At 66.9% G+C, this 17,638-nt stretch carries 12 protein-coding genes; 6 read left to right on the top strand and 6 right to left on the bottom strand.

The features are described 5' to 3' along the window. The first annotated feature begins 22 nt into the window (after nt 1-22). The gene (locus tag ACWYRN_RS05380; protein WP_488691482.1) at nt 23-1,393 is read left to right on the top strand and encodes an efflux RND transporter periplasmic adaptor subunit; all 1,371 of its coding nucleotides are present in this window, start codon (nt 23-25) and stop codon (nt 1,391-1,393) included. A gap of 3 nt (nt 1,394-1,396) precedes the next feature. After that, the gene (locus ACWYRN_RS05375; RefSeq protein WP_488691481.1) at nt 1,397-3,574 is read left to right on the top strand and encodes a site-2 protease family protein; all 2,178 of its coding nucleotides are present in this window, start codon (nt 1,397-1,399) and stop codon (nt 3,572-3,574) included. A 42-nt stretch (nt 3,575-3,616) separates the two neighbouring features. On the opposite strand, the gene ACWYRN_RS05370 is transcribed toward ACWYRN_RS05375, so the two are convergent. The 6 genes from ACWYRN_RS05370 to ACWYRN_RS05345 all read right to left on the bottom strand — a co-directional run bounded on the left by ACWYRN_RS05370 (nt 3,617) and on the right by ACWYRN_RS05345 (nt 10,178). Beyond that, a complete protein-coding gene (locus ACWYRN_RS05370; RefSeq protein WP_488691480.1) occupies nt 3,617-3,955 on the bottom strand; it encodes a zinc ribbon domain-containing protein YjdM in 339 nt (112 codons plus the stop codon). 386 nt (nt 3,956-4,341) lie between these two features. Continuing rightward, nucleotides 4,342-5,961: a methyl-accepting chemotaxis protein gene (locus ACWYRN_RS05365; protein WP_488691479.1), complete on the bottom strand. Its 1,620-nt coding sequence runs from the start codon at nt 5,959-5,961 to the stop codon at nt 4,342-4,344. Between the two features lie 242 nt (nt 5,962-6,203). Then, nucleotides 6,204-7,712: a succinyl-CoA:acetate CoA-transferase ScpC gene (gene scpC, locus ACWYRN_RS05360; protein ID WP_488691478.1), complete on the bottom strand. Its 1,509-nt coding sequence runs from the start codon at nt 7,710-7,712 to the stop codon at nt 6,204-6,206. 36 nt (nt 7,713-7,748) lie between these two features. Further along, nucleotides 7,749-8,672, bottom strand: a complete 924-nt coding sequence (locus ACWYRN_RS05355; protein WP_488691477.1) for a bestrophin family protein — start codon at nt 8,670-8,672, stop codon at nt 7,749-7,751. 256 nt (nt 8,673-8,928) lie between these two features. After that, complete coding sequence (locus tag ACWYRN_RS05350) at nt 8,929-9,513, bottom strand: lipocalin family protein (protein ID WP_488691476.1); 585 nt, start codon at nt 9,511-9,513, stop codon at nt 8,929-8,931. A 197-nt stretch (nt 9,514-9,710) separates the two neighbouring features. Beyond that, entirely contained in the window at nt 9,711-10,178 is a 468-nt protein-coding gene (locus ACWYRN_RS05345; protein WP_229437558.1) for a host attachment protein, read from the bottom strand. Between the two features lie 122 nt (nt 10,179-10,300). On the opposite strand from ACWYRN_RS05345, the gene ACWYRN_RS05340 reads away from it, so the two are divergent. From ACWYRN_RS05340 to ACWYRN_RS05325, 4 genes are all read left to right on the top strand, one after another. Further along, nucleotides 10,301-10,501: a DUF2905 domain-containing protein gene (locus tag ACWYRN_RS05340; protein ID WP_488691475.1), complete on the top strand. Its 201-nt coding sequence runs from the start codon at nt 10,301-10,303 to the stop codon at nt 10,499-10,501. Between the two features lie 233 nt (nt 10,502-10,734). Beyond that, nucleotides 10,735-13,395 carry a TonB-dependent receptor gene (locus tag ACWYRN_RS05335; protein ID WP_488691474.1) on the top strand — a complete coding sequence of 887 codons (2,661 nt, stop codon included), beginning with the start codon at nt 10,735-10,737 and terminating at the stop codon, nt 13,393-13,395. A gap of 333 nt (nt 13,396-13,728) precedes the next feature. Continuing rightward, nucleotides 13,729-16,197 carry a family 20 glycosylhydrolase gene (locus tag ACWYRN_RS05330; protein ID WP_488691473.1) on the top strand — a complete coding sequence of 823 codons (2,469 nt, stop codon included), beginning with the start codon at nt 13,729-13,731 and terminating at the stop codon, nt 16,195-16,197. After that, complete coding sequence (locus ACWYRN_RS05325) at nt 16,190-17,503, top strand: MFS transporter (RefSeq protein WP_488691472.1); 1,314 nt, start codon at nt 16,190-16,192, stop codon at nt 17,501-17,503. Before ACWYRN_RS05330 ends, ACWYRN_RS05325 begins: the two co-directional genes overlap by 8 nt. The last annotated feature ends 135 nt before the right edge of the window (nt 17,504-17,638 follow it).

Genomic DNA, 17,638 nt, shown 5'->3' with positions numbered 1-17,638 from the left:
GCGGTAACTTGGAGTAATCTGGATGGACAGGATGGACAAGGCCCACGATCCGCTGGCGGCGCTGGTGGACCTCGCGCACCGTGCGCGCCATGTGGGTGAAGCAGTCGAACTCGACTTCCTGGCGGTGAACGGCAGCCACGCGCTGGCGCCATACCGCCAGGCGGCGCTGTGGTTTGCCGACCGCGGCGTCTGCGCGCTCTCCGGCGTGGTGCAGATCGAGGCGAATGCGCCTTACGTGCAGTGGCTGGAAAAGCTGTGCGCGGCGCTGGGCGACACCGGACCGGCAATGGTTTCGGCGCTCGATGCGCCGGCCGGGCAGGGCGCCGAGTGGGGCGAATGGCTGCCGGCCTACGCCCTGTGGCTGCCGCTGGCGGGCGACGCGGCGCAGCAGATCGCGCCCGGCGGCCTGCTGCTGGCGCGCGAGACGCCCTGGCGTGAGGATGAGCAGGCGCTGCTGGCCGAGTGGGCCGACATCCTGCGCCATGCATGGCGCGCACGTCCGGCCGCGCCGCGCTACACGCCGGGCGCGCTGCTGGCACGCCTGCGCCTGCGCCGCGAGCACGAACGTGTAGCGAAGTTGCCATGGTGGCGCCGGCGCGCCGTGCAGGGCGCCATCGCCGCGCTGCTGGTGCTGTGCTGCCCGGTGCGCCTGAGCATCCTGGCGCCGGGCGAACTGGTGCCGGCCGACCCGGCCGCGGTCCGTGCGCCGCTCGAAGGCGTGATCGAAGGCTTCCATGTGAAGCCGAACCAGATCGTGAAGAAGGGCGACCCGCTGTTCGACTTCGACCAGGCGCAGTTGGCCAGCCGCGCCGCCGTGGCCGAGCAGGCCCTGTCCACGGCCGAAGCCGAATACCGCCAAGCCTTGCAGCAGGCCCTGAACGACGGCAAGTCGAAGGGCATGCTGGCCACCCTGCAAGGCAAGATCGAGGAAAGGCGCGCCGAAACCGGCTTCCTGCAAGGGCAGTCGGAACGCGCCCGCGTGCTGGCGCCGCGCGACGGCATCGCCCTGTTCGACGACCCCAGCGAATGGATCGGCCGTCCGGTCGCCACCGGCGAGCGCGTGATGCGCATTGCCGCGCCGGGCGACGTCGAGGTCGAGGCCTGGCTGCCGCTGGGCGACGCCATCCCGCTCGAGCCGGGCGCCGGCATTACCCTGTACCTGGCCTCGGACCCGCTCGACCCGATGGCGGCCGCGGTGCGCTACGTCGGCTACGAAGCCCAGCCGCGTCCGGACGGCAGCTATGCCTACCGCGTGCGCGCCAAGCTGGCCGAGACCACGGCGGCGCGCGTCGGCCTGAAGGGCACGGCCAAGCTGTCCGGCGCCTGGGTGCCGATGGCCTACTGGATGCTGCGCCGCCCGCTGGCGACGATCCGCCAGACGCTGGGCTGGTAAATCATGGCTGCGGCACTGACTCCTTCGGCCACGGGTTCGTCCAGGCCCGCGGCCCCACCCGCCGTGTTCAGGCTGCCCGCGCTGCGCGAGGAACTGAACCTGCATCCGGGGCCGGCCCTCGCCAGCGGCGAGCCCAGCTGGACCCTGGAAGACCCGGTACGCAACGGTTTCTTCCGCATCGACTGGATGAGCTTCGAGATCCTGCGCCGCTGGGAGCTGGGCGCGCCCGACGCCATCGCCCGCGCCGTGGACGAGGAAACGGCGCTGAACGCCACCCTCGAGGACGTGGCCGCCGTGCTCCACTTCCTGCAGGAGAACCAGCTGCTGCGCCCGGACCCGCTGGCGTCCAGCCGCGCGCTGGCCGAGCGTCACAAGGCGGCCAGCGGTACCCTGGCCACGCGCCTGCTGCACGGCTACCTGTTCTTCCGCATCCCGCTGGTGAAGCCCGACGCCTGGCTGAACCGCGTTGCGCCGTCCTTCGACTGGCTGTTCTCAAGGGGCTTCCTGCGCCTGACGCTGCTGGCCCTGCTGGTCGGCGGCGTGCTGGTCTGGCGCCAGTGGGACGTGTTCCGCAGCACGCTGGCCGATTCCTTCACCCCGAGCGGCATCCTGGCGTATGCGCTGGCGCTCACCTTTGTGAAATGCGCGCACGAGCTGGGGCATGCCCTGACGGCCAAGCGCCACGGCTGCCACGTGCCGACCATGGGCCTGGCCTTCCTGGTGCTGTGGCCCGTGCCCTACACCGACACCAACGACGTCTGGCGCCTGCCGGACAAGCGCAAGCGCCTGGGCGTGGCGGCAGCCGGCGTGCGTACCGAACTGCTGATCGCGGTCTGGGCCACGCTGGCCTGGACCCTGCTGCCCGACGGGCTGCTGCGTTCGATGGCCTTTCCGCTGGCGACCACCACCTGGATCGCGACGCTGGCCATCAACGCCAGCCCCTTCATGCGCTTCGACGGCTACTTCGTGCTGTCGGACTGGCTCGACATGCCGAACCTGCATGCGCGCGCCTTTGCGCTGGCGCGCTGGGACCTGCGCGAGCGTTTGTTCGGGTTAGGGGAACCGCCGCCCGAGTATTTTCCGCGGCGCCGGCACTGGGGCTTGATCGCGTTTGCGTGGGCCGTCTGGATTTATCGCCTGGTACTCTTCCTCGGCATCGCCGTGTTGGTCTACCACTTCTTCATCAAACTCCTTGGCATCCTGTTGTTCTGTATCGAGATGAGCTGGTTCGTGATTCGCCCCATTGCCAATGAAATCAAGGTCTGGCGCAGCCTGGCCCCGCGCCTGAAGGGGAGCGGCCGCGCGCGCACCAGCTTCATCGTGCTGGTGGCGCTGGTGCTGCTGGCCCTGGTGCCCTGGCCGACCCGCGTGCAGTCGGGGGCGCTGCTGCGTCCGACCCAGGTATTCCCGGTGCACGCGCCCGAGCATGCCCAGGTGACAAACCTGCCTTTCAGGGAGGGTGCGCGCGTGGCCCAGGGCCAGCTGCTGGTCGGCTTTGCCGCGCCGGAATCGAAGAGCCGGCGCGAAGCCCTAAATGCGCAGGCCGAGCGTTTGCGCTGGCAGATCGGCGCCTCCGGCTTCGACGCCGAGCAGCGCGCCGCCAGCGCGGTGCTGCGCGAGCAGCTGGCCACGCTGGAAGCCCAGCTGGCGCTGCTCACCGAAGAAGAAGCGCGCTATGCGCCGCGCGCCCCGTTTGCCGGGGTGCTGCGCGACGTCGAGCCGGAACTGGCGCCGGGCGTCTGGGTCGGCCGCAACGAGCGCGTGGCGGTGCTGGTGGGCGAGGGCGCGCACGAAGCGAGCAGCTACCTGGACGAGGAAACCGTGCGCCGCGTGGCGGTGGGCGACAGCGCCCATTTCTATCCCGAGGGATTGTCCGGGCCGGTGTTGAAAGTAAAGGTGTCGAACATCGACCGCGACGCCACCCGCGTGCTGCCGGGCGGACCGTGGGCCGCGCAATGGGCCACGGAGCAGGGCGGCCCGGTGCAGGCGCGCGAACGCAACGGCGCCTGGTATCCGGAGCATGCGGTGTACCGGGTCAGCTTCACGGTGGACGAGCCGGCCGGCGCCCTGGCGGGCCGCGCCTGGCGCGGCAAGGTCGTCATCGACGGCAAATGGGAAGCGCCGGGTGCGCGCTTCGTGCGCTCGCTGGCAGCGCTGCTGCGGCGCGAGGCGGGGTTCTGATCCTGCGGATGATGTGCAAAGCGGCCGTGATGGCCGCTTTTTTTATACCTTGCGCACGAACTCGGTTTTCAAGCTCATGGCGCCGAAACCGTCGATCTTGCAATCGATGTCGTGGTCGGCGTCGACCAGGCGGATGTTCTTGACCTTGGTGCCCTGCTTGATGACGCCGCCCGAACCCTTGGGTTTCAGGTCCTTGATGACGGTGACGGTGTCGCCGTCCTGGAGCAGGTTGCCGGAGGCATCGCGCCAGACGCGCGCGGTCTCGGCGCCGGCATCTTGCGCTTGCGCTGGCCACTCATGGCCGCATTCGGGGCAGACGAGGTTGGCGCCGTCTTCGTAGGTGTAGGCGGACTGGCAGGTGGGGCAGGGAGGCAGGGACATGGTGGGGCTCGAAGAGAAACCGCAAGTATACCGTGTGCTGCCTGCTTCAACGGGATTGCCGGATCGGTCGATACGCAACCCGTACGGTGGGCACTCCGTGCCCACGCGGAAGGATGAGCAGTGTTGGCAATCGTTCGATCCGCGAAAGGATGAGCATTGTTGACGGCGCAAATAGCGTTGCGCGAACGTTTCCATCTAGGGCGGCGTTTCGGGGCGAATCATCACGACTGCAGGCCAACCGGATACGCACGTAACCGCGTGGGCACGGAGTGCCCACCGTACGAGCAGCGCCGCAGGCCCATATCAACCATCGTAGCCCCAAAAAAAACGCCGGGCATCGCCCGGCGCTGAAGATTGCACCGGCCGCGCCGGTGCTGGCAAATGGATTAAGCCTGCAGAGCCAGGCGCCCGACCGGTGCCGGTGCGCGCAGCGACTGCACCGCCGCTTGCACGGCGCGTTCCTCGAAGCGGAAGGTCGACACCAGCGCCGACAGCGCCTGCGCCTGCTCGCGCATCGCATCCGAGGCTGCCGCCGCTTCTTCCACCAGGGCCGCGTTCTGCTGGGTCACCTGGTCCATCTGGGCGACGGCCTGGTTCACCTGCTCGATGCCCGAGGACTGCTCTGCGCTGGCCATGGCGATCTGCGACATGATGGCGGTCACGCGACCGATGCTGTCGACGATTTCCTGCATCGTCGTGCCGGCGTCCGACACCAGGCGGCTGCCTTCCTCGACCTTGTTGACCGAGTTGCCGATCAGTTCCTTGATCTCTTTCGCCGCGCCGGCCGAGCGCTGGGCCAGGTTGCGCACTTCCGAGGCCACGACCGCGAAGCCGCGGCCCTGTTCGCCGGCACGCGCCGCTTCGACGGCGGCGTTCAGCGCCAGGATGTTGGTCTGGAAGGCGATGCCGTCGATGACGCCGATGATGTCGACGATCTTCTTCGACGATTCGGTGATCGCGTCCATGGTCTGGACCACGCGGCCCACGGTCTCGCCGCCGCGGCCGGCCACCTGCGAGGCGGTCTGCGCCAGGGCGTTGGCTTCACGGGCGTTGTCGGCGTTCTGGCGCACGGTCGAGGTCAGTTCTTCCATCGACGAGGCGGTTTCTTCCAGCGAGCTGGCCTGCTGCTCGGTACGCGAAGACAGTTCCAGGTTGCCGGCCGAGATCTGGTCGGCGGCTTCGGCGATGGTGCCGGTGCCCACGCGCACCTGGCTGACGATGTCGACCAGGTTGGCGTTCATGTCGCGCAGGGCGCCCATCAGCGCGCCGGTTTCGTTGCTGCCTTGCGCTTCGATGCGGCTGGTCAGGTCGCCGCGGGCCACGGTCTGGGCCACGTTCACGGCTTCTTCCAGCGGGGCCGAGATGCGGCGGCCGATCCACCAGGCGAAGACGGCGCCGGCCAGCACGGCGGCAATCGCCAGGCCGATCTGCAGGCGCAGGCTGGCCGCGAAATCGGCCTCGATGCTGTTCGAATCGGCTTCCACGGCGTCCTGCTGGTACTTCACCATCGCGTTCAGGCTGGCGCTGTACGATTGCACGCGCGGCACCATTTCGGTATCGAGGAAGCGGCGCACGCCTTCCAGGTCGCCGGCAGTCTTCTTTTCGAGGGCGGTCTTGCGCGCCAGGCGGTAGGCGTCGCGCTCCTTGTCGACGTTGGCGAACAGGGCCTGTGCCTGCGGGTCGCCTTCGATGCTTTTCATGATGTCTTCGCGCAGTACGTCCGAGCGCTTCGACGAGACGCTGATGGCGTCCAGGAAGAACTTCGAATCGGCTTCGTCGGCCAGCTTGATCGCGGCCAGGGTGCGCGCGGCGTTGGTGTCGATGATGGCCTTCCATTCCTGCAGCATCGAGGCGCGGTAGAAGCTTTCCTCGGTCAGTTTCTTGGTCAGCGCATCGGCCTTGTTCATCTGGCTGATGCCCAGGCCGACGAGGATGACCATCACGGCCAGGATCGCGCCGAATCCTGCCAGCAGGAGAGTACGTATTCTGAGGTTATCGAGTTTCATGAAAAGCCTTGAATCTGGAGAAAAGAAAGCCGACGCGGCAGTGAACTTGCCGCGTGGAAATGGGCGCATTTTCTCAGGTTTTCTGAACAAAAAAGGCCAGACTTGAATTTCCTATAAGCAATTAGTTATAACTGTGGCGTGACATCCACGCATTTTTGATAACTGAGTTGCATAGAGGGAAAGTCCGGCTTCGCGCGGCGAAGCCGGGTTTGCTTGCCGGGCGGCCGGCAGCGCAGGAGGAATCAGCCGCCTTCCGGCAGCATCGAACCGGTGCGGCGGTAGCGTTCGTGCCAGGCAAAGGCCTGCTCCAGCACGTGCGGGGTCTGGCCGCCGCGCGCCTGCGCTTCGCGGACATAATCGCGCAGCATGTCCTGGTAGGGCGCCGGCACGCAGTTGGCGATGATGCTTGTCGCGCGTTCGCGCGGCGCCAGGCCGCGCAGATCGGCCAGGCCCTGCTCGGTGACGATGATGTCGACGTCGTGCTCGGTGTGGTCGACATGCGAGACCATCGGCACGATCGACGACACCTTGCCGCCCTTGGCGATCGACTTGGTGGCGAAGATCGACAGGTAGGCGTTGCGCGCGAAGTCGCCCGAGCCGCCGATGCCGTTCATCATGTGGGTGCTGCCAACATGGGTCGAGTTCACGTTGCCGTAGATGTCGGCTTCGAGCGCGGTGTTGATGGCGATGATGCCCAGGCGCCGGATCACTTCCGGATGGTTCGACACTTCCTGCGGGCGCAGCACCAGCCGACTGGCATAGCGTTCCAGTTCGCCGAACACCTGCCGGCTCTTTTCGGGCGAGAGCGTGATCGAGGAGCCCGACGCAAAGGCCAGCTTGCCGGCGTCGAACAGATCGAAGGTCGAATCCTGCAGCACTTCCGAGTACATGGTCAGGTTCTCGAAGGGGCTGTCGACAAAGCCCGCCATGACGGCGTTCGCGATGGTGCCGATGCCGGCCTGCAGCGGCAGCAGGCTGTTGGTGAGGCGTCCGGCCGCGATCTCGCGGCCGAAGAAGTCGACCAGGTGACGCGCGATGGCGGCGGTCTCTGCATCCGGCGGCAGCACGCTCGAGGTGCTGTCGGGCTGGTTGGTGAGCACGATGGCGGCGATCTTCTCGGGCGGGATGGCGATGGCCGTGGTGCCGACGCGGTCTTCGGCATGCATCAGCGGAATCGGCTCGCGCAGCGGGCGCTTTTTCGGAATCCAGATGTCGTGCAGGCCCTCCAATGCGGCAGGCTGCGCCAGGTTGATCTCGACGATCACCTTCTCGGCCAGGATCGCGAAGCTGGCGCTGTTGCCGACCGAAGTCGTCGGCACGATGGCGCCCGAGTCGAGGATGCGCACCGCCTCGATCACGGCCACGTCCACCGGGCCCAGGTGGCCGGCGCGCAGCACCTCGACCGTTTCGGACAAATGCTGGTCGATGTACATCACTTCGCCGCGGTTGATCGCCGCGCGCAGCACCGGGTCGACCTGGAAGGGCGCGCGGCGCGCCAGCGCATGCGCTTCGGTGAGCAGTTTATCGGTGTCGTTGCCGAGCGAAGCGCCGGTGAGCAGGGTGATGCGCAGCGGCTCGCGCCGCGCGCGTTCGGCCAGCGCGGCCGGCACCAGCTTGACGTCGCCGGCGCGGGTGAAGCCGCTCATGCCGACGGTCATGCCGTCGCGGATATGGGTCGCGGCGTCGGCGGCGGAGGTGATGCGTTCGCGCAGCAGGGGACAGCCGATTCGGTCTTGGTATGCGTCGTTCATCGTGATTCTTCTTGCGAGGGTTGCTTGAAGGGCCGCTTAACGCAGCCAGTTGTTGACCGGCAGCAGAGGCGGCGGCAGGTCGGGGTCGCCGAGCGCATCGCGCAGGTCGATTTCGATGGCGCGGCAGATGGCGTCGAGCGGCAAATCGTTGGGCGACACGCCGAACGGTTCCTCGATCTCGTCGCCCAGCGCGTCCAGGCCATAGAAGGTGTAGGCGACGATCGCCACCACCAGCGGCGTCAGGTAGCCGATCGAATCGACCAGGCCGAAGGGCAGCAGGAAGCAGTACAGGTAGGCGGTGCGGTGCAGCAGCAGCGTGTACGAAAACGGGACCGGCGTGTTCTTGATGCGCTCGCAGGAAGCGCCGGTGGCAACCATGGCCGAGACGGTGGCATCGAGCGTGACGGCGCGCATGCTGTCGAGCATGCCGGCGTGGCGGCAGCGCGCGAGATCCGCGCCCATCTCGAGCATGATGGCGTTGCCGAGATGAGGACGATGGCGCAGCGCGGCCCATTCGGCTTCGGTCAGGTGCCGGGCCACGTCGTCGCCCGGGTCGCTGCGGCGCAGATTATGGCGCAGGGCGTGGACAAAGGCGATGGCGCGCCGGATCATGCGTTCACGGATGTGCTCGTGGCCCGGCGCCGTGTCCACCAGGCTCAACACCTCGCGCGAAAAATTCCGGCTGCGCAGCACCAGTTCGCCCCACAGCTTGCGGCCTTCCCAGTAGCGGTCGTAGGCCGAGTTGTTGCGGAAACCGAGGAAGATCGCCAGCGGCAGGCCCATCAGCGTGAAGGGAATGATGGTGAGATGCACCTTGTGCTGCCACAGCTGGCCGTGGCTCCAGGTGACGATGACAGCCAGCAGGGTGGTGATGAACAGGCTTTTCCAGATGCTCGGCAGGATCGAGCCGCGCATGGTGAGAAAGAGGCGCAGGCCATTCGGGCGGTCGCGGACGATCATGCCGCCCCCTCGACAGTTGCGTGGGACAGGCTGGTACTGCAATCGTTCATGCTGGAAACCGCATCGTGGGGCAAGGATGAATCTGCCGGCCGCGCGCCTGCCCGCGGCGCAGGTGCCGCGGCGTCCGGCAGCGGCTGGACGAAAAGACTATTCTGGCCGCTGGGAGGACGAAATACTAATTCACATTTCCCATGCCAGATATTAATGGTGTGAATGTTTGTCTCACAGTTAACACTGCGCGTGATAATTAACCTGGCTAGGCCGTTTCTTCCTGCGGCGTGTACACCAGCTTGCGCATGTCGAAACCCTGGCCCGACAGGCGCGCCAGCAGGGCGTCGAGCGCGCGCTTTTCCACCTGCGGCGTGCGCGACAAAATCCACAGGTAATCGCGCCCCGGCTCGCTGACGGCGGCCAGCTGGTAGTTGCGGTCGATGTCGATCACCCAGTAGTCGCCCCACACCGGCGGCAGGAAGGAGAACAGGGCCGGCGCGAAGCGCACCTTCAGGCGCGGCGAGCCGGCCGGGCCGCACAGGCGCGCCACGCCGGTGGCGACGTCGGTGCCGCCGTCGTCCAGGCGGCAGCGGTTCTCGACCTTCACCCGGCCGTCCGGCATGGCGGTATAGGTGGCGGTGGTATTGCCGGCGCACTTGCGCTCGAAGCGGTTCGGGTAGCGGGCGATCTCGTACCAGGTGCCCATGTAGCGCGCCAAGTCCAGGCTGCGAATCGGTTCCAGGTCGCTGGCGGCAGCCTTGCCGGCGGCATAGGCTTTCATGCCGACCACGGCGATAAGGGAGGCGAGCACGGTGCCCTTGACCAGGGTAGGGGCGAGACGACGGTTCATGGAGGATCCTCGTTAAAGCGGCGACTGCTCCATGGTAGCCCGACAAGGCGAACCCGGCCGCACGAATAGGGCGCAGGACGTGGTCAAATGGGATATGGCCCGGCGGTCATGCATCGCCGGACGTGGCAGTCTGGATGCCGATGTGCATCCAGACTGCAATGCGGGCAGGCCCATGGCGCTACCCGCGCGGCCAGCGGTCAGGCCTTTTGCTGGTGGGCGGCGATCTGCTCGCGCAGCTGGTGCGGTGCGACCTGGGTGTAGTCCTTGTCGAGCTCCACGGTGACCAGCTTGCTCACTTGCGGGTCGAGCATCTTGCGCAGCAGGCCCAGGAACTGCGGCGCCGCAGCCAGGGTCAAACGGCTGTAGCGGTTTTGCTGGTGCCCCTGCAGCAGATAGTCGCACAGGCTGCGCGCAAACAATTCCGACTGGTGCTCGGCCGGGGTCTGGTGCGGCTCGTACTGCTTGTTCGGCGTGGCGCCGCCGGTATTGTGGATGCTCTGCGTGGCCGAGGTCGGGCCCAGGCGGTCGGTTTCCGTGTCCTGCGTGCGCAGGCGAACGGCGTCGTTGACCATGTCGTTGATTTCTTCGAGTTTGTCTGCGCCTTTTGCATCGGCAAAAATACGCGCGCGTCCAGTGTTCGCGGTGACGATCCAAGTTGCTTCCATAACACCTCCATCACTTGTCGATACGGTGAGATAAAGTCTACGCGAAATGCCAACAGCGGCGCGCGCGCCCTGTGCGGCATGCTGGTGTAGCATGCGCCGGTGGAATATTCGAAAGCCCCGACATGCAACGTTTGCTCATCCTTGCCGGCCTCCTGATCCTCGCCGCCGGCCTCGCCTGGCCCTGGCTGAAGCGCCTGCCGTTCGGCCGCCTGCCGGGCGACATCCACATCGTGCGCGAGGGCTTCAGCTTTCATTTCCCGATCGTGACCTGCATCGCCATATCGATCGTGATCACGCTGATCCTCTGGCTCTTCCGGCGCTGAGGATGCAGGCGCGCCGCCAGACGCCACCTGCGGGTGGCTTTTTTTTCGCCCGTAACGCCTAGCACACCGGCATGTCCAAAATGTGACAGCGCCTCACGCTGAGCAAGATTTGACAAACATGGCCAATCAACTAACGACACAATGCCGTCCATACGAACCGCAGAGGCGCCCAGCGCCCACCGCATTCGAAACCGGGTTGATTCGAACGACACCACGAATGTTTTGGAGAGAACATGAACGAGTTGATGGCACGGCATAATCACAAGCACACCGCGATCGCGGCCGCAGTCATGATCCTGGCGATGGGCACCGCGCTGCAGGCGCAGGCGCAGGCCCAGCAAACCGACACGCCGCAGGAAGGCGGCATGCAGACGGTGGTCGTCACCGGCGTGCGCGCCGCGCTGGAACAGTCGCTGCGCCAGAAGCGCAATGCCGACTCGGTGGTCGAGGTGGTCACGGCCGAGGACATCGGCAAGATGCCCGACAAGAACGTGGCCGATGCCATCCAGCGCCTGCCCGGCGTGAACACGCAATCGTCGGCGGGCGGCGAGGGCGGCTTCGGCGAGAACGACCGCGTCAGCCTGCGCGGCACCAGCCCCAGCCTGCAGCAAACCCTGTTCAACGGCCACGCGATCAGCACCGGCGACTGGTTCCTGCTGAACCAGATCGGCGGCAACGTCGGCCGTTCCAGCAGCTTTTCCTTGCTGCCGTCGGAACTGGTCGGTTCGATCGTGGTGCAGAAGAGCGCCACCGCCGACCTGGTCGAAGGCGGCGTCTCTGGCGCCATCAACGTCATCACGCGCCGCCCGCTCGACTTCCGCCAGCCGCTCACCTTCGAAGCCTCGGCCCAGGCCAACTATAACGACTTGTCCAGCAAGACGGAGCCGCATGTCTCGGCCCTGGTGGCGATGAAGAACGAGGCGGGCACCGCCGGCTTCCTGCTGCAGGGCTTCTCGGAAAAGGCCGCGGTGCGGCGCGACGGCCAGGAAATCCTCGGCTACACTCCGATCAGCGCCACCAGCGCGGCGGCCGTCGCCAACCCGGCGCTGGCCGGCGTGCTGGTGCCTACTTTTATTGGCGCCTCGCTGTTCGAGCAGACCAAGAAGCGCAGCGGCGGCGCCTTCGACGTGGAGTTCCGTCCGTCGCGCGGCGTGTCGTTTGACGTGAACGGCTTCTATTCGGAGCTGAAGGCCGGCCACCAGAACACCAACTGGCTGGCCGCTCCCGCCAATTCCATCAACACGGCCAACCAGATTCCGCAGAACCCGGTGGTGCGCAATAACACCCTGGTCGGCGCCGGCTTCGCGGTGAACAACGGCGAAGTCGACAACATCTACCGCCCGGACGCCGGCGGCGAATCCTGGTACCTCGACGTCAACGGCAAGTTCAAGGTCAACGACGACCTGAGCCTGTCCGGCCGGCTGGGCAAGACCCACGGCGTGGGCTACGACCGCAACGACGTCTATTACCAGAACAACGTCGACGGCGGCATGGTGTATGCGCTGAACGGCCTGTCGCCGGCCACCGTGAGCTACCCCGGCGGGAACACCGCGGCGCCGGGTTCCACCGCCTGGGCCGGCGGCGGCGAAGCGCAATCGGTGGACCAGGAAAAGTATGCGCAGGTCGACGGCGAATGGCGCCTGCGCGACGGCATGTTCAGCGCGCTGCGCTTCGGCGCCCGCGTGACCGACCACGAGCGCACCGCCGAGCACCCGCTGGAAACGCGTCCGGGCCCGCTCGGCTTCAGCAACCCGGGGCCGGCCTGGAGCGGCCAGATGTACCCGTCCGACTTCGCGAACGACCTGGGCGGCAACCTGTCCTCGAACTATTTTAAATACGACGGCGCGGCCCTCGGTGCCTGGGGCGCGGTGCCGGGCAACCGCCTGCTCGACTACACGCTGCGCCACAACTGGATGGACGAATTCCGCGTCGGCGAAAAGACCGCCGCGCTGTACGGCATGCTCGAAGCGGGCGGCGACGGATGGAGCGGCAACATCGGCCTGCGCGCCGTGCAGACGAAGCAGACCACGGTCGTGAACCTGCCCGGCGGCCCGAACCCGGTGACGGGTTCGGCCTTTGGCCCCTACACGCCGACCACCTTCAAGCGCACCTACCGCGACTACCTGCCGAGCGCGAACGTGAAGTTCGACGTGCGCCCCGACCTGGTCGTGCGCGCCGCCGTGGCCAAGACCATGGCGCGCCCCGACTACTCGGCGCTGGGCGGCTCGGTGTCGCTGAACGACGACGCCCTGAGCGGCAGCGGCGGCAACGTCAACCTCGACCCGGTGCGCTCGACCAACTTCGACGTCTCGGCCGAATGGTATTACGCGCCGAAGGCGGCGCTGTCGGCCGGCTTGTTCTACATGGACCTGCGCTCGATCGTGGCGCAGGGCACCAGCACCGGCACCTATTACAACAACAAGCGCAGCGCACCGGCCGAGTACCAGATCACCTCGCCGTTCAACACGGGCGGCAAGAACAAGGGCGTCGAGTTGAGCTGGCAGCAGCCGCTGTACGACAACTTCGGCTTCCTGGCCAACTACACCTGGGCCGACGGCGAGCTCGATGACGGCGGCGAACTGCTGAACTCCTCGAAGCGCACCTACAACCTGACCGGCTACTTCGAGAACGAACGCTTCAGCGCGCGCCTGGCCTACAGCTTCCGCTCGGCCTATAAAGCCGGCGTGGACCGCGGCGCCAGCCAGCATGTGGACGACATGCCCTCGCTGGCGGCCTCGGTGAACGTCAAGCTCACCGAGCAGCTGACCCTGACCTTCGATGCGCTCAACCTCACCAACGAGACCATCAAGATGTATGCCGAGAACAAGGAGCGGCCGCGCGCGTTTTATGCGAACGGGCGGACTTTCTTCCTGGGGCTGCGCGGGAAGCTCTGATTTCGGGTCCTGAGTCTCCGGGGCGTTTTGGGCAAGGCCGGCGGCCTTGCTCTTTTTTCGGACGATGAGGGACCGCGCCGCGATTCTTCCACCTGCGTGGCAACGTAGGGTGGGCACTCCGTGCCCACGCGGAACGTCGATCATTGTTTGCGCCTGTGCTCGACGATGACGATGCGACTTGTCGGCGTCCCTAAAGCGTCCCGCTAACGCCTCGTTCCATCGCTGACGTCTCGGAGCGAATCAGAGCCGCCACCGACTCCGGCCCAACACGTAACCGCGTGGGCACGGAGTGCCCACCCTACGGGACACACCCTGGCTTTTTCAAGGAACACAATGCCGATCACACATCCAGGCACGGCGCCCATTGCCATCGAATGGGAATGCCTGAGCAACTTCGCCGGCAACGGCATCTTCGAAGCGCGCCTGAACCTGCGCAACGTCTCCGGCAAACCGATCGCCCCCGGCTGGCAACTGTTCTTCAACGCCTGCCGCAAGGTGATCCCCGATACCGTCAGCACCGGCTTCGCCATCGACCACGTGAACGGCGACCTGTTCCGCCTCACCGCCGTGGTCGACAAGCCATGGGCCGCGGACGAAGCCTTCGACATCACCTACCAGGCCCAGTTTTGGGTCATCAGCCTCACCGACGCGCCGCTCGGCTTCTACCTGTTGTCGAAGGAGGATGGCGTCATCACACTCGGCGACCCGCGCATCCTGCCCTTCGCCCGCGTCGAACAGCGCATGCGCCACGTCGAAGACCGGGTGCCGACCGCGAACGCCGCCCAGCGCCATGCCGACAACGCAGCCCTGCACCTGCTGCCCGAAGAGGAGGTCGGCCGCATCACGCCGCGCCCGGTCTCGGCGCGCTTCGGCGCTGGCAGATGCAAGCTCGGACCCGGCACGGCAATCGTCCATGGTCCGGAACTCGCCAACGAAGCCGCCTTCCTGCGCACGCTGCTGGACAGCTTGCCGGCGAATGACGCGCCTGCCGCGCAAGTCGTGTTTGAGACCGGTCCCGTCCCCCTGGAAGCCCCGGACGACGAAGCCTACCGGCTCGACATCGGCGCCGACCGGGTCGTATTGCGCGGCGCCTCCGCCCACGGCGTCTTCAATGCCATCCAGACCCTGCGCCAGTTGCTGGACGAAGACGGCAACCTGCCATGTGGCCGCGTGCTCGACGCCCCACGCTTCGCCTACCGCGGCATGATGCTCGACGTGGCGCGCCATTTCGCCAGTGTCGATACGGTACTGCGCCTGCTCGACTGCATGGCCGCCTATAAACTGAACCGATTCCACTTCCACCTGACCGACGACGAGGGCTGGCGCCTGCCGATCACCGCGCTGCCTGAATTGACCGAAGTCGGCGCACGGCGCGGCGTCAGTCCGGACGGGAGCCCCTGCCTGCCGCCATCCTTCGGTTCCGGCGCCGATATCGACAGCTCGCCCGGCACCGGCCACTACACGCACGACGAATTCATCGCCATCCTGCGGCATGCCCATGCGCGCCACATCGAGGTGATCCCCGAGTTCAACATGCCCGGCCACGCGCGCGCCGCGGTGATGGCGATGCGCGTGCGCCACGACCGCCTGCTGGCCGCCGACGACATTGAGGCCGCCTGGGCCTACCGCCTCGACGATCCCGACGATGCCTCGACCTACGAATCCGTGCAGCTCTGGCACGACAACGTGATCTGCATCGCGCTGCCCTCGGTGGATCGCTTCATCGACACCGTGGTCGGCGAGGTGAAAGCTTTGTTTCGCCAGGCCGGCGTGCCGCTGCGCGCCATCCACACCGGCGGCGACGAAGTGCCGAACGGCGCCTGGATCGGTTCGCCCCTGTGCCGCGCGCGCATGCTTGAACAGGGCTGGAGCGACGTGGCGCAGTTGCGCTTCGAGTTCGTGGCGCGCTGCCGCGCGATCCTGGCGCGCCACGGCCTGGCCTTTGCCGGCTGGGACGACACCGCGCTCACCCACGACACGGGCGGCGCCCCGGCCCCGGAGCCGCGCTTTGCCGGACCGGACTTCCACGCCTATGTGTGGAACAACGCCTGGGGCTCGGGCCAGGAAGACATCGCCTACCGCCTGGCGAATGCCGGCTACAGCGTGGTGCTGTCGAACGCGGCGAATTTGTACTTCGACCTGGCCTGCGCCAAGGACCCGGAAGAACCGGGCTACTACTGGGCCGGCTTCGTCGGCCTGCGCCAGGCCTTTGCCTTTTGCCCGCTCGACCAGGGCGCGGTGCCGGCGCGCGACCCGATGGGCCGGCCGGTACCCGAGGCGCTGCTGTCGGGCCTGGAACAACTCGATGGCGGACGCATCGCCGGCCTGCAGGGCCAGCTCTGGAGCGAGAATGCGCATTCGCGCGCGCGCATCGAATACATGATCGCGCCGCGCCTGCTGGCGCTGGCCGAACGGGCCTGGAGCCAGGACCCGGGCTGGCGCCTGGTCGCCGATCCGCGCGACCGCGAAGCGCGCATCGACGCCGACTGGAACGAGTTCGCCAACCGCCTCGGCCAGCGCGAACTGCCGCGCCTGGACCGTGCGCCGCTGGCCTGGGCCTACCGCCTGCCGCCGCCGGGCGTGCGGCTGGAAGAAGGCCGCATCCACGCCAACGTGGCGCTGCCCGGCCTCGCGCTGCGCTACAGCTTCGACGGCAGCGCGCCGCATGCGGCCAGCCCGCTCTACAGCGCACCGTTGAGCATTGCGCCGGATGCGCGTACATTCAGCATCGCCAGCTTCGACACGCGCGGCCGCAGCAGCCGCGTTGCCACCATCGCCCTGAAGGACGCATCCGATGCATGAGGTTTCCACCGCCGCCGCCGTCGGCATGACGAAGCCGCCCGCCGCGCGCCATCCGCTGGCCTGGGTGCCGACCCTGTACCTGGCCCAGGGCTTGCCGTTCTACGCGGTGGCGCTGATCGCCGGCCTGATGTTCAAGAGCATGGGCGTGCCGAACGAGCAGATCGCGCGCTGGACCGGGCTGCTGGGCTTTGCCTGGGTGTTCAAGGCGCTGTGGAGTCCCTTCCTGGAACTGGCGCGCAGCAAGAAGCGCGCGGTGGTCACCTTCCAGCTGCTGGGCGGGGCAGGGCTGGCATCGGTGGCGCTGGCGCTGCAGCTGCCGGGCTGGTTCGCGCTGTGCATCGCGCTGCTGGCGGTGGTGTCGCTGGCATCGGCCACCCACGACATCGCAGCCGACGGCCTGTACATCGCCAGCCTGAGCGCCAGGCAGCAGGCCGCCTATGCCGGCTGGCAGGGCGCCTTCTTCAATGCGGCCAAGTTCCTGTCGCTGGGCGGGCTGGTGATCCTGGCAGGCTACCTGGAAGACCGGATCGGCACCGCGCCTGCCTGGACCGTGGTGTTCGGCCTGCTCGGCGCGGCGCTGGCGGCGCTCGGGCTATACCATGCGCTGGCCTTGCCCGGCACGCTTACGGTACGCTCGGCGCAAACCGATTCGCTGCGCAGCATCGGCGCCACCCTGCTTGATGTCATCCGCGCCTTCTTCGCCAAGAAGGGTATCTGGCTCGGCATCCTGTTCATCATCCTGTTCCGCGCCAGCGAGGGGCAGATCCAGACCATCGGCCCGCTGTTCCTGCGCGACGCGCGCGCCGTCGGCGGCCTGGGCCTGAGCACGGCCGAAGTCGGGGCGGTGTACGGCACGGCCGGCACGGTCGCCTTTTTGGTCGGCAGTATCGCCGGCGGCTACTTCACGTCGTGGCTGGGTTTGCGGCGCGCGATGCCGTGGCTGATCCTGGCGATGAATTTGCCGAACTTGGTGTTCTGGTATTTGAGCGCCGCGCAGCCCGCGTCCCTGCCGCTGATCGCCACCGCGCTCGGCGTGGAGATGTTCGGCTACGGCTTCGGCTTCGTCGGCATCATCCTGTTCATCATGCAGGTGATCGCCAGCGGCCCCTACCAGACCGCACACTACGCGCTGGGCAGCGGCTTCATGCAGCTGGGCTTCGTGCTGTTCAAGATGATCAGCGGGGATATCCAGCAGGCGCTGGGATATCGTCACTTCTTCCTGTGGGTATTGGCATGCGCGGTGCCGGTGCTGGTGTTGACGCGCTTCGTGCGGCTGGAGCCTGAAGAAAACGGGGAGCAGATCTAAAGGCCGGCAGCGGCATCAGTTTGTTTCTATCTATCTGCTATGCTGACTTGAACGATTGGATTCGGCCAAAGGTAACCGTTCCGTAAAGGCCACTGCTCAGAGTGATGATCGCTGTGCAAATACCGGATATGTCCG

The organism is Massilia sp. BAP21, from assembly GCF_057801335.1.
This window is presented reverse-complemented; position numbering and strand designations above follow the sequence as displayed.